The 25,914-nt window shown below is 50.4% G+C and carries 25 protein-coding genes; 12 read left to right on the forward strand and 13 right to left on the reverse strand.

Annotated features, from left to right (window positions below):
* Positions 1 to 2 precede the first annotated feature (2 nt).
* Positions 3 to 1,532, reverse strand: coding sequence for a glutamine-hydrolyzing GMP synthase (guaA, locus tag ACM9J1_RS13200; RefSeq protein ID WP_415582541.1), 1,530 nt, complete (start codon positions 1,530 to 1,532; stop codon positions 3 to 5).
* A gap of 215 nt (positions 1,533 to 1,747) precedes the next feature.
* On the opposite strand from guaA, the gene ACM9J1_RS13205 reads away from it, so the two are divergent.
* Together ACM9J1_RS13205 and ACM9J1_RS13210 are read left to right on the forward strand one after the other, a co-directional pair.
* Positions 1,748 to 2,251, forward strand: a complete 504-nt coding sequence (locus ACM9J1_RS13205) for a hypothetical protein (protein ID WP_415582542.1) — start codon at positions 1,748 to 1,750, stop codon at positions 2,249 to 2,251.
* Between the two features lie 88 nt (positions 2,252 to 2,339).
* Positions 2,340 to 2,783: a YybH family protein gene (locus tag ACM9J1_RS13210; protein ID WP_415582543.1), complete on the forward strand. Its 444-nt coding sequence runs from the start codon at positions 2,340 to 2,342 to the stop codon at positions 2,781 to 2,783.
* Here the strand turns inward: ACM9J1_RS13210 and ACM9J1_RS13215 are convergent, their stop codons facing one another.
* On the reverse strand, positions 2,784 to 3,422 hold the full coding sequence (locus ACM9J1_RS13215) for a hypothetical protein (RefSeq protein ID WP_415582544.1): 639 nt from the start codon (positions 3,420 to 3,422) through the stop codon (positions 2,784 to 2,786).
* A gap of 205 nt (positions 3,423 to 3,627) precedes the next feature.
* Between ACM9J1_RS13215 and ACM9J1_RS13220 the strand changes: the two genes are divergently transcribed.
* The 7 genes from ACM9J1_RS13220 to ACM9J1_RS13250 all read left to right on the forward strand — a co-directional run bounded on the left by ACM9J1_RS13220 (position 3,628) and on the right by ACM9J1_RS13250 (position 9,289).
* Positions 3,628 to 4,347 (forward strand): MotA/TolQ/ExbB proton channel family protein, encoded by a 720-nt coding sequence (locus ACM9J1_RS13220; protein ID WP_415582545.1) that lies wholly within the window; start codon positions 3,628 to 3,630, stop codon positions 4,345 to 4,347.
* Entirely contained in the window at positions 4,337 to 4,735 is a 399-nt protein-coding gene (locus tag ACM9J1_RS13225) for an ExbD/TolR family protein (RefSeq protein WP_415582546.1), read from the forward strand. The genes ACM9J1_RS13220 and ACM9J1_RS13225 overlap by 11 nt, the downstream gene beginning before the upstream one ends.
* A complete protein-coding gene (crcB, locus tag ACM9J1_RS13230; RefSeq protein WP_415582547.1) occupies positions 4,732 to 5,103 on the forward strand; it encodes a fluoride efflux transporter CrcB in 372 nt (123 codons plus the stop codon). Before ACM9J1_RS13225 ends, crcB begins: the two co-directional genes overlap by 4 nt.
* A 298-nt stretch (positions 5,104 to 5,401) precedes the next feature.
* Complete coding sequence (locus ACM9J1_RS13235) at positions 5,402 to 6,406, forward strand: DHH family phosphoesterase (RefSeq protein WP_415582548.1); 1,005 nt, start codon at positions 5,402 to 5,404, stop codon at positions 6,404 to 6,406.
* Between the two features lies 1 nt (position 6,407).
* Positions 6,408 to 6,974: a gliding motility-associated peptidyl-prolyl isomerase GldI gene (gene gldI / locus ACM9J1_RS13240; RefSeq protein ID WP_415582549.1), complete on the forward strand. Its 567-nt coding sequence runs from the start codon at positions 6,408 to 6,410 to the stop codon at positions 6,972 to 6,974.
* Complete coding sequence (locus ACM9J1_RS13245; RefSeq protein ID WP_415582550.1) at positions 6,974 to 8,080, forward strand: peptidylprolyl isomerase; 1,107 nt, start codon at positions 6,974 to 6,976, stop codon at positions 8,078 to 8,080. Before gldI ends, ACM9J1_RS13245 begins: the two co-directional genes overlap by 1 nt.
* A gap of 21 nt (positions 8,081 to 8,101) precedes the next feature.
* Positions 8,102 to 9,289, forward strand: a complete 1,188-nt coding sequence (locus ACM9J1_RS13250; RefSeq protein WP_415582551.1) for a peptidylprolyl isomerase — start codon at positions 8,102 to 8,104, stop codon at positions 9,287 to 9,289.
* Between the two features lie 60 nt (positions 9,290 to 9,349).
* On the opposite strand, the gene ACM9J1_RS13255 is transcribed toward ACM9J1_RS13250, so the two are convergent.
* Positions 9,350 to 9,778, reverse strand: a complete 429-nt coding sequence (locus ACM9J1_RS13255; RefSeq protein ID WP_415582552.1) for a hypothetical protein — start codon at positions 9,776 to 9,778, stop codon at positions 9,350 to 9,352.
* A gap of 58 nt (positions 9,779 to 9,836) precedes the next feature.
* Here ACM9J1_RS13255 and ACM9J1_RS13260 point away from each other — a divergent pair, with 58 nt between their 5' ends.
* Positions 9,837 to 10,979 carry a DUF6438 domain-containing protein gene (locus tag ACM9J1_RS13260; RefSeq protein WP_415582553.1) on the forward strand — a complete coding sequence of 381 codons (1,143 nt, stop codon included), beginning with the start codon at positions 9,837 to 9,839 and terminating at the stop codon, positions 10,977 to 10,979.
* On the opposite strand, the gene ACM9J1_RS13265 is transcribed toward ACM9J1_RS13260, so the two are convergent.
* The 6 genes from ACM9J1_RS13265 to ACM9J1_RS13290 form a co-directional block, all read right to left on the reverse strand.
* Positions 10,971 to 11,567, reverse strand: coding sequence for a GNAT family N-acetyltransferase (locus ACM9J1_RS13265; protein WP_415582554.1), 597 nt, complete (start codon positions 11,565 to 11,567; stop codon positions 10,971 to 10,973). The genes ACM9J1_RS13260 and ACM9J1_RS13265 overlap by 9 nt on opposite strands.
* Positions 11,567 to 12,742: an AIR synthase related protein gene (locus ACM9J1_RS13270; RefSeq protein ID WP_415582555.1), complete on the reverse strand. Its 1,176-nt coding sequence runs from the start codon at positions 12,740 to 12,742 to the stop codon at positions 11,567 to 11,569. The genes ACM9J1_RS13265 and ACM9J1_RS13270 overlap by 1 nt, the downstream gene beginning before the upstream one ends.
* A gap of 242 nt (positions 12,743 to 12,984) precedes the next feature.
* Positions 12,985 to 13,773: an OmpA family protein gene (locus ACM9J1_RS13275; RefSeq protein ID WP_415582556.1), complete on the reverse strand. Its 789-nt coding sequence runs from the start codon at positions 13,771 to 13,773 to the stop codon at positions 12,985 to 12,987.
* Between the two features lie 4 nt (positions 13,774 to 13,777).
* A complete protein-coding gene (locus tag ACM9J1_RS13280; RefSeq protein ID WP_415582557.1) occupies positions 13,778 to 14,593 on the reverse strand; it encodes an OmpA family protein in 816 nt (271 codons plus the stop codon).
* Positions 14,593 to 15,462 (reverse strand): OmpA family protein, encoded by an 870-nt coding sequence (locus ACM9J1_RS13285; protein ID WP_415582558.1) that lies wholly within the window; start codon positions 15,460 to 15,462, stop codon positions 14,593 to 14,595. Before ACM9J1_RS13285 ends, ACM9J1_RS13280 begins: the two co-directional genes overlap by 1 nt.
* Positions 15,463 to 15,551: 89 nt before the next feature.
* The gene (locus tag ACM9J1_RS13290) at positions 15,552 to 17,738 is read right to left on the reverse strand and encodes a glutamine synthetase III family protein (protein ID WP_415582559.1); all 2,187 of its coding nucleotides are present in this window, start codon (positions 17,736 to 17,738) and stop codon (positions 15,552 to 15,554) included.
* A 204-nt stretch (positions 17,739 to 17,942) separates the two neighbouring features.
* On the opposite strand from ACM9J1_RS13290, the gene ACM9J1_RS13295 reads away from it, so the two are divergent.
* Positions 17,943 to 18,896 (forward strand): TerC family protein, encoded by a 954-nt coding sequence (locus ACM9J1_RS13295; RefSeq protein ID WP_415582560.1) that lies wholly within the window; start codon positions 17,943 to 17,945, stop codon positions 18,894 to 18,896.
* A gap of 44 nt (positions 18,897 to 18,940) precedes the next feature.
* Here the strand turns inward: ACM9J1_RS13295 and ACM9J1_RS13300 are convergent, their stop codons facing one another.
* Positions 18,941 to 19,453: a hypothetical protein gene (locus ACM9J1_RS13300; protein ID WP_415582561.1), complete on the reverse strand. Its 513-nt coding sequence runs from the start codon at positions 19,451 to 19,453 to the stop codon at positions 18,941 to 18,943.
* 121 nt (positions 19,454 to 19,574) lie between these two features.
* Here ACM9J1_RS13300 and ACM9J1_RS13305 point away from each other — a divergent pair, with 121 nt between their 5' ends.
* A complete protein-coding gene (locus tag ACM9J1_RS13305; RefSeq protein ID WP_415582562.1) occupies positions 19,575 to 20,123 on the forward strand; it encodes a DUF1543 domain-containing protein in 549 nt (182 codons plus the stop codon).
* 45 nt (positions 20,124 to 20,168) lie between these two features.
* On the opposite strand, the gene ACM9J1_RS13310 is transcribed toward ACM9J1_RS13305, so the two are convergent.
* From ACM9J1_RS13310 to ACM9J1_RS13320, 3 genes are all read right to left on the reverse strand, one after another.
* The gene (locus ACM9J1_RS13310) at positions 20,169 to 21,728 is read right to left on the reverse strand and encodes a T9SS type A sorting domain-containing protein (protein WP_415582563.1); all 1,560 of its coding nucleotides are present in this window, start codon (positions 21,726 to 21,728) and stop codon (positions 20,169 to 20,171) included.
* A 251-nt stretch (positions 21,729 to 21,979) separates the two neighbouring features.
* On the reverse strand, positions 21,980 to 22,162 hold the full coding sequence (locus tag ACM9J1_RS13315) for a hypothetical protein (RefSeq protein WP_415582564.1): 183 nt from the start codon (positions 22,160 to 22,162) through the stop codon (positions 21,980 to 21,982).
* Between the two features lie 146 nt (positions 22,163 to 22,308).
* The gene (locus ACM9J1_RS13320) at positions 22,309 to 25,728 is read right to left on the reverse strand and encodes a methylmalonyl-CoA mutase family protein (protein ID WP_415582565.1); all 3,420 of its coding nucleotides are present in this window, start codon (positions 25,726 to 25,728) and stop codon (positions 22,309 to 22,311) included.
* Positions 25,729 to 25,914 lie beyond the last annotated feature (186 nt).

Consider the following 25,914-nt stretch of genomic DNA (forward strand, 5'->3'; position numbering starts at 1 on the left):
TTCTATTCCCACTCAATGGTTGCCGGTGGTTTTGAACTGATGTCGTAGACCACCCGGTTTACGCCGCGCACTTTATTGATGATGTCGTTGGACACTTTCATCAGGAAATCATAAGGCAAGTGTACCCAGTCTGCCGTCATGCCGTCTGTGGATTCTACGGCACGGAGCGCCACGACTTTTTCGTACGTACGCTCATCGCCCATGACCCCGACGCTGTTCACTGGAAGCAAAATTGCGCCAGCCTGCCAGACTTTGTCGTACAAACCCCATGATTTCAAACCGTCGATAAAGACGGCGTCAACCTCTTGCAATATACGAACTTTTTCCAAAGTGATGTCGCCGAGGATGCGAATTGACAATCCCGGTCCTGGAAACGGATGACGGCCCAGCAATTCAGGGTCTATGCCCAGTGTTTTGCCTACGCGGCGCACTTCGTCCTTGAACAACATCCGGAGCGGTTCAACGATTTGCAGTTTCATGAAATCGGGCAATCCGCCGACGTTGTGGTGCGATTTGATGGTGGCCGATGGTCCTTTCACCGAAACAGACTCGATGACGTCTGGGTAAATCGTGCCTTGGGCGAGCCATTTTACATCTTCCAACTGGTGCGCTTCATCGTCAAAAACCTCGATGAACACGCGCCCGATGGCTTTGCGTTTCAGTTCCGGGTCTGAAATCCCGGCCAGCGCGTCCATGAAACGTGCCGTGGCATCTACCCCTTTCACGTTCAAGCCCATGTCTTTGTATTGGTGCAATACGTTTTCGAATTCGTTCTTCCGGAGCAAACCGTTGTTGACGAAAATGCAGTATAGGTTTTTGCCGATGGCTTTGTTGAGCAATACCGCCGCCACGGTAGAATCTACGCCTCCCGAAAGCCCAAGAACGACTTTGTCGCCGCCGATTTTCTGTTGCATTTCGGATACGATCTCGTCCACAAACGCATTTGGTGTGAAGTTTTGTGGCACGTGGGCAATCTTCACCAGGAAGTTGTACAGCATTTTTGTACCGTCGGTAGAATGGAACACCTCCGGATGGTATTGGATCGCGTAGGTGGTTTCGCCCTCGATGCGATAGGCCGCATTTTCCACATCATGCGTCGATGCCAGCAAAACGCCGCCGTCCGGCAATTTCTTGATCGTGTCCGAATGCGACATCCAAACTTGTGAATTCTCGAGTACTTCGTGGAAGAAATCCTCACCCGATTTGATGTACGACAAATTGGCCCGGCCATATTCGCGTGTGTTGGATGGCGCTACTTCGCCGCCGTTGAAATGCGCCAGGTATTGCGCACCGTAGCACACGGCCAACAAAGGCATTTTTCCGCGGATCTGCGACAAATCCGGGTGCGGCGCGTCATCGCCACGGACCGAAAATGGGCTGCCCGACAGGATGACCGCTTTGTAGGCCGAAAGGTCTTGCGGAATGTGGTTGTAAGGAAAAATTTCGCAGAAAATATTCAATTCGCGAACGCGGCGTGCAATGAGTTGTGTGTATTGCGAGCCGAAATCAAGGATAAGGACGTTGTGTTGCATGCGCAAAAGTAGGTTTATTTTTCAGCCTGAAAAAATTTTAGAAGCGGGTTTTTGGGTGTTTTTTCAACCAGTTTTCAACGGAAGGCCGATGCGAAAAACGAACTGATTTGCAACACATTCACACCCGAAATATGCTTTTTAACGAAAAAACCTGCTTTTTAACAGAAAAATTTTTTTCGGCCAGCGGTCTCAGTAATTTGGCTGTCCCAAACCTAATGAACCTACACATGAAGACTTATCTTAAAGTTGCGATTCTTTTCCTGAGCCTGACACTCATCCAGTGCAGTGCCGACGACAACACGCCATCTGCTTCATTGACTTATAACGGTGCCGAGTTCAAACTCGGCAGCGGCAGCACATTCAATACGTACAAGAACGAAAGCGACCGCGGCATTTGGCTCAATATCCGTGAAAACGGCAGCGCCGATGCCAAAAATATCCTCATTACGCTCAACCACGCGCCGGGTTCGCACACCGGGACTTATGAATTGCGAAACAACATGACCGCGCCCGGCATTGCCGGTGTTACGATTATGGACGATGACGTAAAGCAACTCGCAGGCGGCAATACAAGTGGCCCAGCAGGAACCGTGACGGTTGAAGATTACGGCAACCACAAATTCAAGGTTACATTTAATGACGTTGTCCTCGATCAGGATTCGGCTACCGAGACCAGCATCGAAGGCAACTGTACGCTGACATTCGTTTCGGCGCAATAAATAAAAGCATCACCCAATTTTTTACTGTTAAAATGCGTTCCTGTCTGAAAGACCGGCTCCCATTGTTTTACCCAAATTGAACAACAACATGAAAACACGCACCCTTTATCTTGCCTTTGTCGCGGCGGTATGCCTGGCCACGATGGCGCTCATCAAACCTGCCCCGAAAGATTACGAACGGGAAATCTACGCGGTGGAAAGCGCGTTCCAAAAAATGACGGTAGAAAAAGGCATCGCCGAAGCATTCTGGTTTTATGCCGATGATAATGCGGTACTCAAAAGACAAAACGACACGCTAATCAAAGGCCGCGTGGCCATCCTGAAATACTACGCGGAGCAAGACCTTAAAAACGCGTCGGTGCAATGGTCGCCGGATGTTGTATCGGTATCGCAGTCCGGAGACATGGCCTACACTTATGGGAAATACGTCTGGACGATCGGGTCAGGAAGCAGCAAAAAAGAAATCAAAGGCGTTTTCCATACGGTTTGGAAACGACAGAATGACGGCAGTTGGAAATACGTCTGGGATTAACTATTCCTTGTAAATGCTGATGGACGCTTTATAACCGTTCGCGATGGCCCAGCCGTTTTGGAACAACACAGCGCCATTTTCGTCGAGCACGACCAGTTCGGCCGTATTGGGCGGCGCGTAACCTTCTGAAAGTGATTCGAATTCGATCATGTTTCCACCGACTTCAAAAGTAATGTCGAACCCAGAAAACTCGCCGTCGAGGATGATTTGTTGGCGGGTTTCTATCCCATTCACAAAAATCTTGATGACATCGCCGTCGACCTTATCGTAATCGCGGTACAGGATGCGGCCGGTTTTTGACTTGGTCCTGATTTCCCCGAGGAATTGGTTGCGTTTGACCTCGACTTCCCAAACCTGATAACTCTGTTTGTTGAGTTTCTGCTCGACCTCGGTGTGCGGATTGTCAAACTGCGTCGTGGCTTTCCCGAAATTGCTGTTGAGTGGTTTGTCGTCGAGTGTGCGCGAAGGTTTCGGTTCGGGCAATGAACTGAATAGTGATTTTTCGGGCGACGGCGTTGGCGTAACCACCGTATTGCTGGTGCCGGGCTTGGGCACATTGATGGTCTTGCCGCCAAATTCGGGCTGGGCCGCCGCGCAAGCCGACCATATAAAAAAGAGCAATCCCAACAACTGGCGCATGGCAATTTTTTGGTAAAAATAAAAAGAAAAGCGCTTGTAGCCTACACATTAACTTTTTATAAATACTTCTGCCACAGCGCGCCATAGGCCCGTGGAAAAACTGTTCATAATTAATTAAAAAAACTTCCGTTATGGGTAAGAAGATGGACAAGGCAAACTTTATTTTTGCTGGTGACATTTACTTTTTAACCCTTAACGAACAACTATGGCGTTTTTCAATGTATTGCTTCAGGTTCCGGTAACCGATTCGCTTGCAACCGCGCAACAGGCAGCCAACACCGCTGCTGCGGCCGCTCCCGAAAAAATCTCTTACCTCGACTTCCTGCTCAAGGGCGGCGTGATGATTTATCCGCTGATTTTGTTGCTCTTCTTTTGTATCTATGTCATCATCGAACGCTATCTGGCCATCAAGAAAATGACGCGGCAAGACCCGAATTTGGTGGGCGATGTAAAGCAACAACTCAAAAACGGAAAACTCGAAAACGCGGTAATGCTTTGCTCGCGTGACACGACATCATCGTCGGTGATCTTGAAAAGCGGCGTGTCGTTGGTGGGTTCGTCGCGGGTGGCCGAAATTGAATCGGTCATGGAGCGCACCGCCGGTATTGAAATCGCGAACATGGAGAAGGGCTTAGGTTTCCTCGGGCTGATTTCCGGTATCGCGCCAATCCTTGGTTTTATTGGTACGATTGCCGGTGTCATCAAGATTTTCCACTCGATTTCGGCCACAGGTAATTTGAATATCCAGACCATTTCAGGTGGTTTGTACGAAAAGATGATTTCGTCGGGTGCCGGTTTGGTTGTGGGCGTCGTGGCCTACTCCGGCTACCATTTGCTCAATATGCTCATTGACAGCTATTCGGCCAGGATGGAAAAGAATATTCTCGATATTGTTCACGCAATCCAGGATCCAAATGGCCATTAAGAGAAGAAATAAAAGGTTCCATCCGGAAATCCCGGTGTCGTCCATGAGCGACATCATGTTCTTTTTGTTCTTGTTCTTCCTGATCATTTCCACCTTGGCCAACCCGAATGTCATCAAGCTGACGCTTCCAAAGGCAGACAGCACCGAAACCACCAAGAAAGACCACTTGAGTCTTTCGGTAACCAACGACAAGCGCTATTTCCTCAACAAGGACGAAATTGATTTTGCCAGCCTCGAACAGGAACTTGCCGCGCGCACGGCCGCGGCCGGAGACAATGTCGTAGTCATCCGTATTCCGGCAGATCTGCAGGTGCAGGATTTGGTGGATTTGATGCAAATCGGGGTGAAACTCAAGTTGAATTTCGTCATCGCAACGGCACGACAATGATGCGCGCCGTACTGTTTGTAGCCATTGGTGGCGCGGCCGGAAGCGTGTTGCGCTACCTGAGCTCGGTGGCGGTGAACAAGTACGTACAATCTTCTTTCCCGTGGGCGACTTTTGCTGTGAACATCGCCGGTTGTTTCTTGATTGGTTTGCTGATGGGGTTTTTCATGAAACAGCCCGCGCAGGACGATGGCATGAAATGGCTTTTGGTGACGGGCTTTTGTGGCGGCTTTACAACTTTTTCGGCGTTTGCACATGAGAACGTGGCGCTTTTCCAAACCCAACAATACGGAACCGCCTTCCTGTACACGGCGCTCAGCGTAGTCCTGGGCATGCTCGCGGTTTGGCTGGGCCTTTTACTCACGCGATAGCCTCTAAAAACACGGATTGCCCAAGTTACAGCTGGTGGACTCACACCGCGAATCCACGAATTTGACGCTGATCACAGAAACGAATGCCCAATGTCAGTTTCTTCTGGCCACTAGTAACTACTAAGCATAAGCGTCACAACTGGCGCACTCACACCACGAATCCACGAATTCGACGCCGATCACAGAAATGAATCTCTAATGTTAGGTTCTTCTAGCCACTAACAACTAGCCACTATTACCAACCCAACATCTTGTTAAATCCTTTCCCGTTTCCCAAAAAAATGTAACTTCGCAGCCTATGAATGAACAGGACATCAACGGGATAACACAACTGTTGGCTACGCCGAAGAAAATCGCGGTCATCCCGCACCGCAGCCCAGACGGCGATGCCATGGGTTCGACCCTTGGGATGTATCATTTCCTGAAGAAATTGGGCCATGCGCCAACGGTGGTTTCACCGAATGACTTTCCAGGTTTTTTGGCTTGGTTGCCTGCGTCTGAAACGGTTGAGGTTTTCGAAAACAACAAACCGCGCGTGGGCAAAATCCTGAAAGATGCCGATTTGGTCATCGTCATGGATTTCAATGCCTTGCACCGCACCGGCGACATGGAGAACGTGCTCAACAAATTGACCGCGCCGTTCATCATGATCGACCACCACCAAAAGCCGGATACTTTTGCCACTTACACGTATTCTGATACGAAATTCGGGTCGACGTGTGAAATGCTGTACCATTTTATTGGCTTTTTGGGCAAAAAGGATTTGATCGACAAGACGATTGCGGCCTGCATTTACACCGGTATCGTGACCGATTCGGGATCGTTCCGGTTTCCGTCCACTACGCCAACCACGCACCGCATCGTGGCCGAACTCATCGAATTGGGCATCGACAACTCGGAAATACACAGTTTGATTTTTGACGACGCCTCATACGAAAGCCTACAGTTGCTGGGCCGCGCGCTGGACAACATGAAAATCATGCCCGGCGGGAAAGTATCGTACACGACCTTGTCGCAGGCCGAACTCGACCAACACCATTACCAAAAAGGCGACACCGAAGGCGTGGTGAATTATGGTTTGCGTATCAAAGGTGTTATTTTTACGGCCATTTTCATTGAGCATACAGACGAGAACATCATCAAGATTTCGTTCCGTTCCAAGGGCGATTTCGACGTGAACCAATTCGCCCGGAACCATTTTAATGGCGGCGGGCACATCAACGCGGCGGGCGGAAAATCGACGCTATCGCTGGCTGAAACCGTACAACAATTCGAGACCATCGTCTCAGCCCTAAATAGGTAATATGAGATTTCTTAAAAACATCCCTGCCGTACTGGCCATTTCCCTGCTGATGGCGTGTTGCGCGAAACACCAGCAGCCGCGCGAACCCATTTCGCATTCGCAAGGCACGTTCATGCGCGAATCTGTGGCACGCAATAAAAAACTGATTGCGGGTGAAGAAGGAAAAATCGATTCCATCATCAAGAGCGAGCCGCAGCGTAAGTATTTTGCCTCGAAAAAAGGCTATTGGTATGCGTATGAGGTACGGAATGAAAAAGACACGCTTCGGCCACGCAAAGGCGACATCGCGTATTTTGAATACGAAGTCAAGGATTTCTACGGCAACGTAATTTATTCCGAAGTGCAGAACCGGCCGCAAGTGTATCGCGTGGACCGGCAGAACATCATGATGGGCTTGCGCGATGGCATCAAGCTCATGCGCAAGAACGAGAAAGTGGTTTTCCTGTTCCCGTCGCACATGGGCTACGGCTATCACGGCGACAACAAACGCATCGGGCACAACGAACCGTTGGTGTGCACCGTCACGCTGAACAATTTTGAAAAAGACACCGAAACTACTCCCGAATAATGAAACGTCTATTATTTGCGCTGGGCATTTGCCTGACGCTGCTGTCCTGTAAAGAGGAAAACACCAACCTTCCGGACGGTTTGTACGCCCAGATCACGACCGATAAAGGCGAAATCACCTGCAAACTTTTCTATGAGAAATCACCGGTAACGGTTGCGAATTTCGTATTGCTGGCCGAAGGTAAAAACCCGTTCGTGAGCGAAAGATTCAAGGGCAAGCCATTCTATGACGGACTAAAGTTCCACCGCGTGGTCAATGATTTCATGATCCAGGGCGGCGATCCGGACGGCGATGGGTCTGGTGGTCCGGGGTATAAATTCCGCGACGAGTTCTCAGACCTGAAATTCGACAAACCGGGCATGCTGGCGATGGCCAACGCCGGGCCGGGCACCAATGGCAGCCAGTTTTTCATCACGCATGTTCCGACGGAGTTCCTGGAAGGAAAGCATACGGTTTTCGGTGAAGTCATTGGCGATGGCATGAACGCGGTAAACAGCATCGAACAAGGCGATGGGATCGAATCCGTGAAAATCATCCGCAAGGGCGAAGCAGCCAAAAGGTTCGACGCGCCGAAAATCTTCAATGACTATGTAACGACAGATTTGGCCAACCGCAAAAAGCAGGAAGCCGCCGATGCCGAAAACCGGAAATTATACGAAGAAAAATTCCAGGCCGTAATCGCTAAGAACGCAGCAGACCTGCAAGCAAAAAAAGCGAAAGCGACCAAACTCAAATCGGGCATTCATTACTATGTGATTACCCCGGGCAATGGACAGAAACCGAAGACAGGCTCACGCATTTTTGTGAACTATGCTGGTTTCCTGGAAAGCGGAAATATGGTGGACACCAACATTGCACCGCTGGCCAAAGCCAATGGTTTGTATGGTGAAGAGGAAGAAGCCATGGGCGTTTATCGTCCGTTGCCGCTGACAGTAGGGCAATACCGAAATATTTTCCCGGGTTTTGTACAAGCGCTCAACCAATTACAAATCGGTGAAAAGGCCCTGTTTTTCTTCCCGTCTGAACTCGCCTACGGGCCGCAGGGCTCAGGCAGCGTGATTCCGCCGAACGCCAATCTTATCTTTGAAATCGAACTCAAACAATAGCGAAATTTAATAACTGTTACCATGAAATTGAAACTCATTGTGCTGATGCTGCTGGCCGTGACCACAGCGTTTCCGCAGGCCAAGAAAAAAGCGCCTGCCGCAAAACCCAAAACTACCGCTGCCAAAAAAGTAGTGAAAAAAGCACCGGCCACGACCGAAGGCATTTTTGCCACCATCGAAACCTCAAAAGGAAATATCACCGTGGAACTGACCTACAAAGCCACACCGGTTACGGTAGCCAATTTTATTTCTTTGGCCGAAGGAACGAATACTTTGGTAGGCGAACAATTCAAAGGGAAGCACTTTTTCGACGGACTTAAATTTCACCGCGTCATTGCGAACTTCATGATCCAGGGCGGCGACCCGCAAGGAAACGGCTCGGGCGGCCCGGGGTATGCGTTCAAAGACGAAATCACCGATGCCAAGTTCGACAAAGCCGGAATTTTAGCGATGGCAAACTCAGGCCCGGCCACGAACGGAAGCCAATTCTTCATCACGCACAAAGACACGCCCTGGCTCAACGGCAAGCACACCATTTTTGGATATGTCACCAAAGGCCAGGATGTTGTGAACGCCATTGCACAGGACGATGTAATCAATAAAATTACGATTTCCCGTAACGGTGCCGATGCCAAAGCGTTCGATGCCGCAAAAGTTTTCGCCGACGACTACAAGCTCATGGGCGATGTAAAAGCTTTGGCTAAAAAACAACGCGAGGAAATGAAGGCCAAGGAAAAAGCGGAATACAAGGAAAAATACGGCGCTACAATGATGGACAAAACCACCCAACTCGCCAACGTACGCCAGACCGCAACCAAGACCGAATCTGGCTTGGAATACAAAATTGTCAAAGCCGGAAGCGGTAAAAAACCAGCCGATGGCACAACGGTATATATTCACTACGCCGGGTTTTTGGAAGACGGCAGCCTGTTTGACAGCAGCTACGCCGACGTGAGCAAAGCCTTTGGGAAATACGACGAAAACCGCGACAAGCAAGGCGGCTACAGACCATTCCCTTTCACGGCAGGAAAAAAAGACGGCCTGATTCCGGGCTTTATCGAAGCAATGGAAAAAATGAACATCGGCGACAAACTGGTGGCTTTCATTCCGGTGAACTTGGCTTGGGGTGAGCGTGGCTCAGGCGATGTCATCCCACCAAATTCAAATGTCATTTTCGAGATTGAGTTGCTCGATGAAATGCCGAAATAAAAAACGCCATCCCATAAAAAAATCCTGTTCCATGAGCAGGATTTTTTTTTGACATTACGGCTAAAACTTCCAGTCGAAATCATCGAGGTTTTTCGCCACGACGCCCAATTCCACTTTTGTCACTACGCCGAATTCCGCCTGTAAAATAAGCCAGTTTTCTTCGTTGAAATGGTTTTCGGTCATGTCGAATATTTCCGTTTCCCAGCCCTTAATCTGTTTTTGCAAATCCGACTTCAGTTTTTGTACATCGGCACCGATGACGCTAAAGCCAAAAAGTTCCAATTTGTCATGCGCACCAATGATATAGCCCAGCCGGAAATCCTCGTCGGCGTAAAACGTCAACCGCAACTTCGTTTCGTTGTAAAGCCAAATGATGTTCTGGTCTTCGTCTTCGAAGGAACGACTGGGTTTGCCGTATAGCTTTTCGACATCTGGGCGTTTCATGCCGAACAGGAGTTTATCGATGCCAGATTTTGGGGAGATTTTCATCTTTTCCTATTTAGATACCAAATGTAATTATTTTTACGTTCTGCGTTAAACACCAAACATGAAACGATTATTAGTGGCTGTGCTGATACCGATGCTTGTCGTCGGTTGCCGGAAAAACGACGTTACAAAGAACCATGTCGGTCAACACAACCTGGATATCGTTGGGGAATGGTTGCTCGATACCATCGACGGAGCGCGGATATTTGACCGGTACAACTTTGCCTTTCACTCAGACGGCACCTGTGACAATAAGAACGGATTCTATATGCGTATCGACCCGGGCACATCGGACCGGTGCGGAACGTGCAGCGTTTACATGGGTACGAAAGCCACTTATCAAATCGAAAACGACAGCCTTCGAATCACAGACCAAAATGGAAACCCGTGGCTCAACTTCAAAATCGACAAGATCGGCCCTGCCGAAATGGTGCTGATAAAAAGCTCTAGTTCCGAACGACCGAATTTGGCCAGGTATCATTTTAAAAGCGTGCCGCAACCGGTCGGCGAAAACGTACCCTATGATGCGGTCATCGTCACGCGCGGCGCATGTTTCGGAACCTGCCCGATCAACGGCACATACATCGATAAACAAGGGGAATTTTACTTCAATGGCATCGACTACAACTCCCAGAACAACTTCCTGACGTCGAAGGGCAACACCAGCACTTTCAAGGCATTCGAAAAACAGTTTAACAAGGCTGAGATCACGAAACTAAAAGACGGCTACTTTTACGGCGCTACCTGCGGCGAGACAAACTACGTGACATTCATCAAGGACGGGAAAATATACAAAACCGTCTCCGACTACATGGGCGCATCGCCTGCCCTGTTCCAACAGACTTATGAAAGACTCAGCTATCAATACCAAAGGCTGAATCTCGATTATGTCTACAACCCAAAGTTTGATCATCGGATCGGGCTGGGCGCATTTGAAGGAAAAAAGGAAAGATATTGCATGTCAGATTCCGAAGAATTTTACCTTCGCGTCCTGCTGGAGAAAAGTAAGACGTCAAATGCGGCATTTGAAGCGAAATACAAACTCGGTACGTTCAATTGGGAAGAAGTAACAGACAGCGTCAAGCAAATCGACACAGACGGACGGTACTTTCGCATCGTGATGCACAATGGGAAATCGCAGCAATATGATATCGGTTTCAATTTCATCGAACGCAACAAATCGCAACTCAAACCACTACAGTAACTGCAAGGTCAGATGCGGTTTAACCCGTTCAAACCATTCGTCCTTTAAAATACTCAGGATAATGCTGTCGCGGCGCGTGCCGTCTATGTTTTTCATGTTGCTGCGCAAAACGCCTTCCACGGTACAGCCAATGCTTATCATGGCCGCGATGGAGTGTTTGTTCAGGTTGTTGGCCCGGAATTCCACGCGCGCCATACCCATTTCCTCGAAAGCGTAAGACAGCAACAGGAATTTACAATGCTTGTTTAAACCCGTGCCGTGGAATCGTTCACCATACCAGGTGTAACCGAGTTGCAACGTCTCGTTCGCGAGTTGGATGTCATAAAACCGCGTACTTCCGGCGTATTCACTCGTGCGTTTGTCAAAGACGATAAATGGGAATTCGGTCTGCTTGCTTCGGTTTTCGACCGCCAGCCTGATGTACTCGGTAAAGTTCGTACGGCCGATTACGGGCAGCGAAGAAAATTTCCAGATGGCCGTTTCGTTCTCTGAAAACGATACAAGATGTTCGATGTCGTCCAGTTGCAAAGGCCGCAACAAGACGAGATCGTCTTCCAAAATGAGGTTTTGGTTGAATTCAAATGCCATCAATATTCAAATGTGCCGTACGGGCTTGCTATGGTCAGTTTTGTTGCTGTGGCCGCTTCTACCCTGCCGACGATTTGCGCTTCGATGCCGAACGACTGCGAAATTTCGATGATGTCTGAAGCGATTGACGCCGGCACATACAATTCCATCCGGTGCCCGCAATTGAACACCTGGTACATTTCCTTCCAGTCTGTGCCCGATTGTTCTTGGATGAGCCTAAACAAAGGCGGCACCGGAAAAAGATTGTCTTTGATGACATGCACATTTTCAACGAAATGCAACACCTTGGTTTGCGCACCGCCGCTGCAATGCACCATGCCATGGATGTCTTTCGGGGTATATTTCTCCAGGATTTTCTTGATGACCGGTGCATACGTCCGGGTTGGCGAAAGCACCAGTTGGCCTGCGTCTATCGGCGAATCTGCCACGGCATCGGTCAGTTTTACTTGCCCTGAATACACCAATTCGCCGGGAACGGCCGCATCAAAACTTTCCGGATATTTCTCAGCCAAATACTTCGCAAAAACATCGTGTCGCGCCGAGGTCAAACCGTTGCTGCCCATGCCGCCGTTGTATGACTTTTCATAGGTTGCCTGTCCGAAAGACGCAAAGCCCACAATCACATCGCCCGGTTTGATGTGGGCGTTGTCAATCACATCGCTGCGTTTCATCCTGGCGGTCACCGTAGAATCCACGATGATGGTGCGCACCAAATCGCCCACGTCGGCTGTTTCGCCGCCTGTGGAATGAATGGTTACGCCAAAAGTTTTCAATTCGGTGATGAGTTCTTCGGTACCGTTGATGATGGCCGAAATGACTTCGCCCGGAATCAGGTTTTTGTTGCGACCGATGGTCGAGGAAAGCAAAATGTTGTCGGTGGCGCCCACGCAAAGCAAATCGTCGATGTTCATGATGAGCGCGTCCTGCGCAATGCCTTTCCAGACCGAAATGTCGCCGGTTTCCTTCCAATACATGTAGGCCAAAGACGATTTCGTGCCCGCGCCGTCGGCATGCATGATCAGGCAATAGTCTTCATCGCCCGTCAAATAGTCGGGAATGATTTTACAGAATGCCTTCGGGAATAAACCTTTGTCGATGTTCTTGATGGCGGCATGCACGTCTTCCTTAGACGCCGACACACCGCGCTGCGCGTAACGTTTGCTTGGGTTTGTCATGGTTGTGTTGTTGGCGCAAAGATAATCCTTAATTGACAATGGATAATTGATAATTGATAATTTTTGGGCGTGCCGGCGCTCCGTAAACTACGCGCCGTCGCGCTGTCCGCACTCGCTTTTGCAGACCTTTGGGGTTTTACTCCACTGCGCTCCGTACAGTTCGGCTGCGCCTCGGGTTTAAAACCCCAAAGGTCTGCAAAGAGCTCAAACAATGCTGCCATCGCTCACGCAACCGCCGGAAGCTACTTCTCCACAATCATGATTTCGACGCGGCGGTTTTCATCGGCTTCCTCTTCGGTCTTTTCGGGAATCGGGTGAATCGGGCGCGAAATCCCGTAGCCTTTATAAGACAGCCGTTTCCGGTCTATCTTGTTGCGCAGCAAAAACATGTACACGGCACGGGCGCGCGCCGTGGAAACATCGTATTGGTCTTTTTCGAGCTGGCAGCAAATGTGGCCTTGTATTTCAATCTTGAGCGTCGGGTTTTCTTCCATCACGCAAAGCAAGTCATACAGTACCGGTTTCGACTTGGGCACCAACACCGCCGAATTGTTCCGGAAGTTGATGTTCTGCAACTTGATCTTGTCGCCCACTTTCGCATTGCGCACCAACTCCGTCAATGCTTTGCGGTAATCGGGCTTGGTTTCAGGCCTGATTTCCTCGTAGATGATGGTTACTTTCCGGTTCGCGGCTTGCTCTTCGGCCTGGTCAAAATCTTCCCCGAAACCTTTGCTCTCGTAATTGTCCTTGATCTTGATGCCTTTGTTCCGAAGGAAATGATACACTTCCCGCACGCGCTTCAAAGACAACGTGTCGTTGTAGCTGTTCGAGCCTTCCCAATCGCAATACCCGTAAATCTTCAATACCACGATGTTCGGGTTTTCCTGCAGCGTTTTCTCGATGGTTTCCACGGCGTCGTTGGTCAGGAAATATTTGTCGAAGTCAAAGAACACCTCAACACTTTGCTGTGTCGCCACAGGTTGCGCCAGCGAAAACAGCGGAAAAAGTACGATGAGTAACAGTTTTTTCATCGGTTCAGCTATCGGTGATTAATATTTCCACCCGACGGTTCGCGGCCGCCTGTTGCAGCGTTTGCTCGGGAATCTTATAAATCGGGGCGGCACTTCCGAAACCTTTGTAGCCCAAACGGTTCAACGGAATGCCTTTTTGGAGCAAATACGTAAAGATGAATTTGGCGCGGCGGTAGGACAGTTTCGTATCGGCCGTGTTCGGGTTGCAGCAAATGTGCCCGTGTATCTCAATGCGCAATTTCGGGTGCGACACCAAAACCTCGTACAACTCTTCCATTTTCGGTTCAGAGTCGGGCAATACCTTTTCAGAATTGAAATAAAAATTGATGTTGTGCAGCCGCACGATGTCGCCTTTTTTTACACCGCTAAACTTGTCGGCGATAGACTTGTCTTGCTCTGGATCGTCGAACGTTTCTTCGGCTTTCTGCGCTGTGGTTTCAACCGTTTTGGGCTGTACGAAGAAAATATCGACGCGCCGGTTCTCGGCCGCATCCGCCGATTGTCGGAAATTCTCTCCAAAAGGCTTTTTCTCCACTCCCGGACGAAGTGCGATGCCGTTCGCCGCTAGTTGCGCTGCTACGGATTCAATGCGCCTCGAGGCAAGCTGCACGTTGTAATCGCTGGCGTCAATGCTATCGCAATACCCGGATAGCTTCACGATTTCCGCAGATTGGTTTGCCTTCATCCAAGCACGGAATTGTTCCTGCGAGGCCGCATTCGGGATGTCGGCGTTGAAGTCGAAAAAGACACTGAAGGTTTCCTGCGCGGCCATCGGCAACGACAAGAGAAACAAAACCAAATGCCAGTAGCTGTTTCGCATCAGTTCTCTACAATCAGGATTTCAACCCGTCGGTTCGCGGCGCGTTCTTGTTCATTCTTTTCCGGCAACGGGTAAATGGGCTGCGTACTGCCGAAGCCTTTGTAGGACAAACGGCCTTTGTAAATATCGTTCGCAATCAGGAAATTGTATATCGCCTTGGCGCGCTGTGTAGACAAATCCAAACGGTCTACCGGCTGGCAACACAAATGCCCGTGGATCTCGATCTTGAGGTCAGGATTCTCCAGCAAAACCATGAGCAATTCGAACATCTTCCCGCGTGATTCGGGCACGATAGCGAACGTGTTGATCACGAAATTCAAATTCTTGAGCTCGAATTTTTCGCCGGGCTTGGCTTCATTTACTTTCCGCATGAAAACCGTGTCAAGCTTGAAAACCGTTGTCTTTCCGTCCGGGCTTTTGGTCTTGATTGTAGATTGGAACGCGATCTTCGGCTTCGGCGTTGGTTTGATCCCCAAGATTTCGTTCTCGCGCGGAATGTCCTTTTCCTGCAAATAGAAAATCACCGCTTTCCGGTTCTCGGGCTTGTTGCCCGACTGTTTGAATTGTTCCCCGAAACTGACGGTCTTGAAGTCGTCGCGTATCTTGATCTTGTCCTTGACGAGGTCGTAAATGTTCGCCACGCGACGCGACGCCAGCGTATCGTTGAATCCGGTCGTGCCGTCTTCGTCGGTAAAACCGTGGATCGCAACGATCTTTACTTTCGAGTTGGCGGCCATCCATTGCTGGAGTTTGGCGGTTTCGGACGCCGTAAGCGCAAACTTATTGCTGTCAAAAAAAACCGGGAATTGTTCCTGCGCAGAAAGGTTGAGGAACGTCAAAAGCATAACGATTAGGGCGTTGCGTAGCATTGTTCGTTTATTGGATAACGAAAGTTACGGAAAAAAATTGGTTGCCATAAAAAAAGCCCGCTTTGCAGCGGGCTTTTTCTTGATCCGGATTACTTCGTGAAAAGCAATTCGCGGTATTTGGTCAGTGTCCAGATTTCGTCGTCCACCAGCAACTCGAGCTTGTCGCAATGCTCGCGGATGATTTCAAAATATGGTTTCACCACATCGCAATAACTGGCGGCCATTTTCTCCGCGCTGGTCAAGGCGTTCGCTTTCTTGCGTGCTTCGGTCATCTTCTCGACGTTGCTGTTGATGCCTTCGATGTGCGCCGAAATCTCCTTGATAAGCCCAATCTGCTCCTTGGCGATTTTCTCAAAATCTTTCCCGAAGATTTCCTTGAGTCCGCGGACGTTCTCGATGAGCGTATTTTGGTAACGGATCGCGGTCGGGATGACGTGGTTGCGGGCGATGTCGCCGAGCACACGGCCTTCGATCTGGATTTTCTTGGTGTATTCTTCCAGTTCGATTTCATAACGCGCTTCCACTTCTACGTGGTTCATGATGCCGAGTTCTTCGAACAACGCAAACGCTTGTTTCGACACCTTGGCTTTCAAGGCTTCCGGGGTGGTCTTGCGGTTGCTCAGGCCACGCTTTTTGGCTTCTTTTTCCCAGGCGTCGCTGTAGCCGTCGCCTTCGAACAAAATGTTCTTAGACTGCTTGATGTATTCGCGCAATACGTTGAAGATGGCTTCGTCTTTCTTCAAACCTTTCTTGTCGATGAGCGCATCCACTTCTTTCTTGAAATCTTTCAATTGCTTGGCGACGATGGCATTCAAGGTCGTCATGGCGTTGGCGCAGTTGGCCGATGAACCGACGGCGCGGAATTCAAATTTATTGCCCGTAAAGGCGAAGGGCGACGTACGGTTACGGTCTGTATTGTCGAGCATGACGTCTGGAATCTTGCCCACGACGTTGAGTTTCAAATCTGTTTTTTCGGCTGGCGACAGTTTGCCCGACGACACGCCTTCGAGTTCAGACAAGACCTTGAACAATTGGTCTCCGATGAACACCGAAATGATGGCCGGCGGTGCTTCATTGGCGCCCAAACGGTGGTCGTTACTCGCCGAGGCGATGGACGCACGCAGCAATTCCTCGTAAATATTCACGGCCTTGATCGTGTTGATGAAGAAGGTCAAAAACTGGAGGTTGCTCATCGGCGTTTTGCCCGGAGCGAGCAGGTTTACGCCTGTATCGGTGGCCATAGACCAGTTGTTGTGTTTACCCGAGCCGTTCACGCCTTGGAAGGGTTTCTCGTGCAACAACACTTTAAAGTCATGGCGCTCGGCTACCTTTTGCATGACGTCCATGAGCAATGAGTTGTGGTCGACGGCCAAGTTGGCTTCCTCGAAAATCGGGGCAAGCTCAAACTGGTTCGGCGCGACTTCGTTGTGACGCGTCTTTACCGGAATGCCCAAATACATACACTCTTCTTCCAATTCACGCATGTATTGCAACACGCGGCTCGGGATCGAACCAAAGTAATGGTCTTCCAACTGTTGCCCTTTCGCAGAAGTATGGCCCAACAGCGTACGGCCGGTGAGCAAGATGTCCGGGCGTGAATTCGCCAGCGCTTTGTCTACCAGAAAATACTCTTGTTCCCAACCGAGCGTCGGGGTTACTTTCTTTACATTCTTATCGAAATATCGGCACACGTCGGTAGCCGCTTCGTCGATGGCATGCAGGGCACGCAACAACGGGGTTTTATAGTCCAGCGCTTCGCCGGTGTATGAGATGAACACGGTAGGAATACACAACGTCGTGCCGTAAATAAAGGCCGGTGAGGTCGGATCCCAAGCCGTATAGCCGCGCGCTTCAAAGGTATTGCGGATGCCGCCGTTCGGGAAACTTGACGCATCAGGTTCTTGTTGCACCAATTGGCCGCCGCCGAATTTCTCGAGCGAACCGCCTTCAAAATCGGTTTCGAAGAAGGCGTCGTGCTTCTCGGCAGTGGTTCCTGTCAAGGGTTGGAACCAGTGCGTATAGTGGGTTACACCTTTAGACAACGCCCATTCTTTCATGCCCATCGCAATATAGTCGGCCAGTTTGCGGTCTATCTTGCTGCCGTGCTGGATGGCATCGCGCACACCATTGAATGCATCCTTGGTCAGGAATTGCTTCATGGTGCTCTCGTTGAAAACGTTGGTAGCGAAAATGTTCGATTTTCTGTCGGCCTCTTCAAACTTAACCGGTTTTCTTCCCGATGCTTCCTTTAGGGCCTGAAAGCGTAATGTTGCCATAATTTTTGTGTTTATTAAAGTTTAACCCCTATTAATTTGTTGCAAATATATAATTTANCGCTTATAAAAATGAAATACCCCTAAAAAAATAGGGGCTAATTGTTGAAAAATATATTTTCATCGATAAAATGCAGCCAAATGAAATACTAAAGCGCTTTTTTAGAAGATAATTTCGGGGTATATTTGGAATCCTATCTATTAAGTATGATCGTCTGGGCACTTTTCCTGTTGGCCATTGCCATCTTTCTCGCGCTCGATCTGGGCGTATTCAACAAAACACCACACATCATTTCCAGCAAAGAAGCCGGAAAATGGACCGCCATCTGGGTAACGCTGTCTTTCGCCTTTTCGGGCATGGTGTATTGGTTGTACCAATCGGGTTACGTAAACAACCCGAACCACTTGCGCCCGGGCGACGCCGTGGTGAAATACATTACCGGCTACTTAATCGAGCTTTCGTTGAGTGTGGACAACATCTTCGTGATCGCGCTGATTTTCGCGGCCTTCAAGATTCCGCAGAAATACCAGCACCGGGTGTTGTTCTGGGGCATTATCGGGGCGATATTCTTCCGCGGCCTGATGATTTTCTTCGGCGTGCTGCTCATCAACAAATTCCATTGGATTACCTACGTGTTCGGCGCGTTCCTCATTTTCACGGCGGCCAAGATGCTGTTCAAGGGCGACGACGATAACTTTGACCCGAAACATTCATTGCCCTATCGCATCGTCGGCAAATTGATGCCCATCGTACACCATACCGACGGCAAGAAGTTCTTCCACATCGAAAACGGGAAACGATATGCCACGCCGTTGTTCGTGGCGCTGATCGTCATCGAAACCATGGACGTCGTGTTCGCTGTAGACAGCGTACCGGCTATTTTGGCGATTACTTCCGACCCTTTTCTGGTCTTCAGCTCCAACATTTTTGCGATACTCGGTTTGCGCTCGATGTATTTCTTCCTGGCCAACATGATCAAGAAGTTCATTTACGTCGAATACAGCCTGGTGGCCATACTCGCGTTCGTGGGCGTTAAAATGCTGATTGCCGATTGGGTCGAATTCCACGAATGGGTATCGTTGACGTTCATTGCAGTCGCCTTGGGCATTGGCGTACTGGCTTCGCTCAACAAAATGGCCGACGATGACCAAACCGCATAAAAAAAGGAACCCGAAAGTTCCTTTTAAAATATGTTTGCTGTTTTTTACAACCTGATGACATCGCTTTCTTTGATGCCGTATGCCTGGACCACCGCGTTGTAATCGTTCAGGTCGATGTTCATCCGGTTCTCGAAATAACCTGGAATGATTACAATCCTAAAGGTCTGGTTGTCTAAATATTGAGGTGTTGTGCCAATATCGTAATCGCCGCCGGCATAAATGGTGAAATCCACCGGGCTGAAATCAAAATCGTAGTCAAATTCGCCCTGAGGCAAGAAGAGTGTTCTTGGGATCGGCTGCCAGATCGGGGTTTGCGGGTCGATGGTTCCTGACAAGCGGTACATGACCACGCTGTCAGAATCATACGGCGCCAGTCCGAACTGGTTCCAAGTGTAAAACAAATTGTAACCCAAATCATTCGAAAAGCCGAAATCCACGTTCAACAACTCGATGACCTGCGCTTCCGGACCGGCTGGACCCCGCGGCCCTTCCGGACCTTCGCAACTTGATAATGCCGTAATGCCAATGAACGCCACGAAAAGAAGTATCTTTTTCATAATCTAATTTTTTAAAGGTTTATGCTTGGCCGACCGGCCGCGCGTCTAAATTACGGCTTTCAAAAACCAAACCAAAAATTTGCACCCCGATTTTGGGAAACAATTAAATACCTTTATGACCATGGACGCACCGCTTAAATTACATATGGTCTTGCTCGGCGGCAAACCCGCAGGCCGTCTTACCGAACAACACGACATCTTCTTCGGCATCGGGAAAACCATAAACGACCTTGTTCCGCAGATGAAAAAGTTCTGGCCGGACGTAAACCTGCACATCGATGTCTGGCGCGAAGTGACTTGCGTGGGCGAATTCCGCATCGAGGTCGTTCCGCGGGCCGAAAATACGCAACCTGAAAAGTTGTTCTTCCTGAACCTCGGCGGTTACAAACCCGGCGAATTCGAGGAATACCATTACAAGGAATTGGTCGTGGCCAGGTCGATGGCCGACGCCATAAAGCAAGCCAAAGGGACGGCATTTTACAAGGAGTTCGGTTTTGACGGCGCGGTATCGCACATCGACAACAAATATGGCATAGACGTGGACGATGCTTTCGAGGTGACCGACATCTTTGACCTGTTCACCAAAGCACAGTACGCCCTGAAGATCACCACCGGAGAAACCGCGCCCGATGCGCTGCACATCGGCTACCTACCGCTGAAAAGCCTATAAAAAAAGCCTCTCCGGGGAAAGGCTTTTTCAAGAACAGCATTGATTTTATTCCTTGATGATTTTGCGCACGAGCGTGCCTTCGTCGGCGGTCACCTTCACGATATAGATTCCGGACGCATGGCCAGACAAATCCAACTTGTCGGCAACTTTTGCGCCCAACACATTGTATATCGTGATCTGCTGGATGTTCAGGCTGTTGTTGTCCAGGTGCAGTTGGCCGCTGGTCGGGTTCGGATAGATTTGAATTGCCTCCATGACGTTCCGCGGATTGCCCAACAACTGCACATTGATACACTCCGACGTCGCAGTGCAACCATTGGTATCCATGATGCAGGCATAATTCCCGCTCACCGAAGGGCTGAAGATTTGGCCCGTTTCGCCTGCTATGGCCGCGTTGCCATTGTCGCAATCTACCCACTGGTAAGTCGTTCCGGCGACATCACGTACGGCCATAAGTGTCGTGCCGTCAGAGGACACTTCGGCAGTCAGGGCGTTTTGCGAATCGGTCACGATTACCGGAAGCGTAAACGTATCGGTCGTGCTTGGCGCGCACACGTTGTTGGTTACGGTCAAGGTCACGTTGTGCGTCCCCGGGCAGTTGAATTCATGTGCGGGCGCGTTCTCGGTCGAGGTGTTTCCGTCACCGAAATCCCAAAGCACCGAATCGTAATTCACGCTCAGGTTGTTGAAGGTCACACTCGCCGATTGGGTTTCGGGATTGTAATCTGCAGTCGGCAAATACGCAAACGCGGCATCGGCCGTAAGGCACTGTTGCTCATCGAGGTATTTCACGGTGATCGGGATGAACAAATTGAACATCTCGAATCCGTCGGCCTGCAACACCGGTATGCCGTAGTCCTTCGAAAACCATTGGTAGGAAACCGTTGTGGTAGGCACTGGAATCGTCACGCCCGATATCGTGATTTCGTCGGTACGTTGCGTCACGCATTTCACTTTCAGGACATCGGGAAAAACGCCCATCGGTGTGGTGAGCGAACCCCAGCCTTGCACGGTATTGGTGCGCGAGGTCGATAGCGAATAGCTGAAATCAGTTCCCATGTTGGCCATGTCGATCTCAAAATGTCCGGTGTTGGTATAGCTGTCGCCATAGTTCATCGGGAAATTGTAGAGCTCGTCCGGATCGTCATAGTCGACGGTCAGCGGGATCGGGATGCCCGAAATTTCGACGGTCATGCCGCGCATCTTGTTGGCCACACCCGAAGCGTTCACGTTGGTGTGCTCCACGATGTTGCTGATGGTGTATTCGCCGATGTTGATGTCGTCCATCACCGGCGAGGCCAATTTAAAATTATTGTTGAATTGCGAATTGCAGTTGAACAAATAAAAATGAGACAGGCACCAGGACAACTTGTACCCGGCGTTGTTCGGGTTGTTCCAGCCGGTCGATTCCTGCGACGCGGCGGTAAGGTTCGAAAAATTCCAATTGTAATTGGCGCCCGTAGCGGCAAAATTCGCCAGCGACGCATTGGCCGTACTCACGGTGAACTGCTCATCGGCCACCGCGAAATCGGCCGAGGTATACGTCACTTGCGCGACCGAAAAAATGGAACATAGAAGTGCTGGGAGAAATGTAATTTTCTTCATAAGCATGGAAGTTTAGTTGATAAAATAGCCCGCCAAAAACCGGGTTTAAAACCTCATTTCCAATCAAATAGACCGGAAACGGTATACATAAAGTTACTTTCGGGGTTTGGCTTGGGGAAACTTTTCCGACAAACAGGACACTTTCCGGACAAAATACACGACCACTGCCGCACATCGGATTTATTTGCCGCTAACCGACATAAAAAAAGCCGCTAAAGCGGCCAATAAATGTATTTTCAGGTGGAATTCCGTTATTCTTCCTCTTTCACGGGCACCGTCTGCGTCATGCGTCGGCGCGCTTCCATGTCCAGGAACTCCTGCTTCTTGCGCTCGTTGCGGTGCTTTACGTACAACACCGTGCCGATGATGACACCGAACTTCACCACCACAATCACTAAAATAATCACCATTTGGGCAACGGCCACTGAATCCATAACAAAGATTTATTTCGCCAAATAAAAGGCTTTTATTCCAACATTCCAATTTTTTTGGGCGTGCCGCCGCTCCGTGAAACTCCGCGCCGTCGCGCTGTCCGCAGTACGCGGTACTTTGCTCCCATCGCTCACGCGGCCGCCGGATGTTACATATTCCTGCGGTACTGTCCGCCCACCTCGAACAACGCCGAAGTAATTTGGCCCAGCGAACACACTTTGGTCGCTTCCATGAGTTCATCGAAAATGTTCTTGTTCTGGATCGCCGCTTCCTGGATGGCCGCGAGCTCGTCGTCTTCCTTGCCTTTGTTGGCGTTGTGCAAGTTGTCGAGCATGGCAATCTGGTATTGTTTCTCTTCCTCGGTTGCCCGGATGACTTCCGCCGGGATGACCGTTGGCGAGCCTTTCGAGCTCAGGAACGTATTCACGCCGATGATCGGGAATTCGCCCGTATGCTTGAGCGTTTCGTAATACAACGATTCTTCCTGGATCTTCGAGCGCTGGTACATGGTTTCCATCGCGCCCAGTACGCCGCCGCGTTCGGTGATGCGGTCAAATTCGGCCAGGACGGCTTCTTCCACCAAATCGGTCAATTCCTCGATGATGAACGAACCTTGTATCGGGTTTTCGTTTTTCGCCAAGCCCAACTCCTTGTTGATGATCAGTTGGATCGCCATCGCCCGGCGCACCGATTCCTCCGTCGGCGTCGTGATGGCCTCGTCGTAGGCATTGGTGTGCAGCGAGTTGCAGTTGTCGTAAATCGCGTACAATGCCTGCAACGTCGTGCGGATGTCGTTGAAATCAATTTCCTGCGCATGCAGCGAACGGCCCGACGTCTGGATGTGGTATTTCAGCATTTGCGCGCGCTCGTTCGCACCGTATTTGTTCTTCAAGGCCTTCGCCCAAATCTTGCGCGCCACACGGCCAATCACGGCATATTCAGGATCGATGCCGTTCGAGAAGAAGAACGACAGGTTCGGCCCGAACTCGTTGATGTTCATGCCGCGGCTCAAATAATATTCAACGTACGTGAAACCATTGGCCAGCGTAAAGGCCAATTGCGTGATCGGGTTGGCGCCCGCTTCGGCAATGTGATAACCCGAAATCGAGACCGAATAGAAGTTGCGCACGTTGTTGCGGATGAAATACTCTTGCACGTCGCCCATCAGTCGCAAGGCAAATTCCGTCGAGAAGATGCACGTGTTCTGCGCCTGGTCTTCCTTGAGGATGTCGGCCTGTACGGTTCCGCGCACCTGCGCCAACGTCTTTACTTTGATGTCGTTGTACACATCGGCAGGCAACACCTCATCGCCGGTCACGCCCAAAAGCATGAGACCGAGGCCATTGTTGCCTTCCGGGAGTTCGCCCTGGTATTTCGGACGCGCGATGCCTTTGTCGTCGTATTTGGCCTTGAGCACCTTCTCGACCTCATTTTCGAGGCCGTTTTCCTTGATGTATTTTTCGCAGTTCTGGTCAATGGCCGCGTTCATGAAGAAACCGAGCAGCATCGGCGCCGGGCCGTTGATGGTCATCGACACCGACGTGAGCGGATGCACCAGGTCGAAACCTGAATACAATTTCTTGGCGTCGTCCAGACAACAGATCGACACACCCGCGTTCCCGATCTTGCCATAAATGTCAGGGCGTACGTGCGGATCGTTCCCGTACAACGTCACCGAGTCAAAGGCCGTGGACAAACGCTTGGCCGGCATGCCTTGGCTCACATAGTGGAAACGCTTGTTGGTGCGTTCCGGCCCGCCCTCGCCCGCAAACATACGGCTCGGGTCTTCGCCTTCGCGCTTGAACGGATACAACCCCGATGCGAACGGGAATTCGCCCGGCACGTTTTCCTGCAGACACCATTTCAGGATGTCGCCCCACGCTTCGTATTTCGGCAATGCTACTTTCGGGATTTGGGTGTGTGAAAGCGATTCGGTATGCGTGGCAATCTTGATTTCCTTGTCGCGCACCTTGAAGGCATACACCGGATTCTTATACTTGTTGACCTTGTCGTCCCAAGTGGCGATGATTTCCCAATTGTACGGGTCGAGGTCCATTTTTACCTTGTCGAATTGCTGCGAGAGCAAATTCAGGAACACTTTGTTTTCTTCACCGGCCGCCGGGATTTCGATGCCGGACTTGCTGATGGCAGGCGCTTTACCGGCCACGCTTTCGATGGTTTTGTAAATCCCGAAAAGCTTCTGCGCGACTTTTTGCTGTGCCGAAGCGGTTTCATCGTACTTGCGGTTGTTCTCGGCGATTTCGCTCAGATACCTGGTACGGTGCGGCGGAATCACGAAGACCTTCTCGCTCATTTCCTTCGAGATGTGGAAGTCTGACGCCAATCCTGAATTGGTCTTTTCGTGGATCTTGTCCATGATGGCCTTGTACAGGTTGTTCATGCCCGGGTCGTTGAACTGCGAGGCAATCGTCCCGAAAACAGGCAAGACATCGAGGTCGGCATCCCACAATTGGTGGTTGCGCTGGTATTGTTTTTTCACGTCGCGCAGGGCGTCGAGTGCGCCGCGTTTGTCGAACTTATTGATGGCGACCAAATCGGCGAAATCGAGCATGTCGATCTTTTCCAATTGCGTGGCGGCCCCGAATTCGGGCGTCATGACATAAAGCGACACGTCTGAATGGTCCATGATTTCGGTATCGGATTGCCCGATGCCCGACGTTTCCAAAATGATCAAATCATAGTTGGCCGCCTTGATAACTTGGATGGCATCGGCGACATATTTGGACAGCGCGAGATTGGACTGCCTCGTAGCGAGCGAACGCATGTAAACACGCGGATTGTTGATGGCGTTCATCCGGATTCGGTCACCGAGAAGCGCGCCACCGGTTTTGCGTTTCGACGGATCTACCGAAATGAGTCCCACGGTCTTGTCAGGGAAATCAATCAGGAAACGGCGCACGAGTTCGTCCACCAAAGACGATTTTCCGGCGCCGCCCGTTCCGGTGATGCCCAGTACCGGCGTGTTCGAGTGTTTATTCTTATTGATGATGGTATCAAGCGTTTCGCGGGCCACGTCCGGGAAATTCTCGGCCGAGGAGATGATGCGCGCAATGGCCGTCGGGTTCTTTTCGTCCAAGTGGTTGATCTCGCCATTGAGTTTGTCGCCCACCGCAAAATCTGCCCTTTTCACCAAATCATTGATCATGCCTTGCAACCCCATGGCGCGTCCATCATCGGGCGAATAAATCCGTTCGATGCCGTAGGCGTGCAGCTCCTCGATTTCCGAGGGCAAAATTACCCCGCCGCCGCCGCCGAAAATCTTGATGTGGCCGGCGCCTTTTTCCTTGAGCAGGTCGTACATGTATTTGAAATACTCGTTGTGTCCGCCTTGGTACGACGTCATCGCAATGGCATTGGCGTCTTCCTGAATGGCCGTGTTGACGACTTCCTCGACGCTGCGGTCGTGCCCCAGATGGATGACCTCGACACCCGTGGCCTGGATGATGCGGCGCATGATGTTGATGGCCGCGTCGTGCCCGTCGAAAAGCGAGGCTGCGGTGACAATTCGGACTTTGTTGATTGGAGTATACGGTGTTGCTTGTTCCATGGTATTTGTAAAAGTGGTGCAATTTACGAAAACGATGGAGATGGCGCAAATGGCGCTGTATCCAACGTTTTCGTTGGCTGAAATAAGCAACGGGTCCTATTTGACATGCTGCTAAGCGGCGTGTTTCGCTGCCGCGGGCTTTCTTTTGTCTGCTGACAAAAGAAACAAAAACAGCTAGCGGCCTTT

Origin of the sequence: Flavobacterium longum (assembly GCF_965137575.1) — a bacterium.
Lineage (GTDB): Bacteria > Bacteroidota > Bacteroidia > Flavobacteriales > Flavobacteriaceae > Flavobacterium > Flavobacterium longum.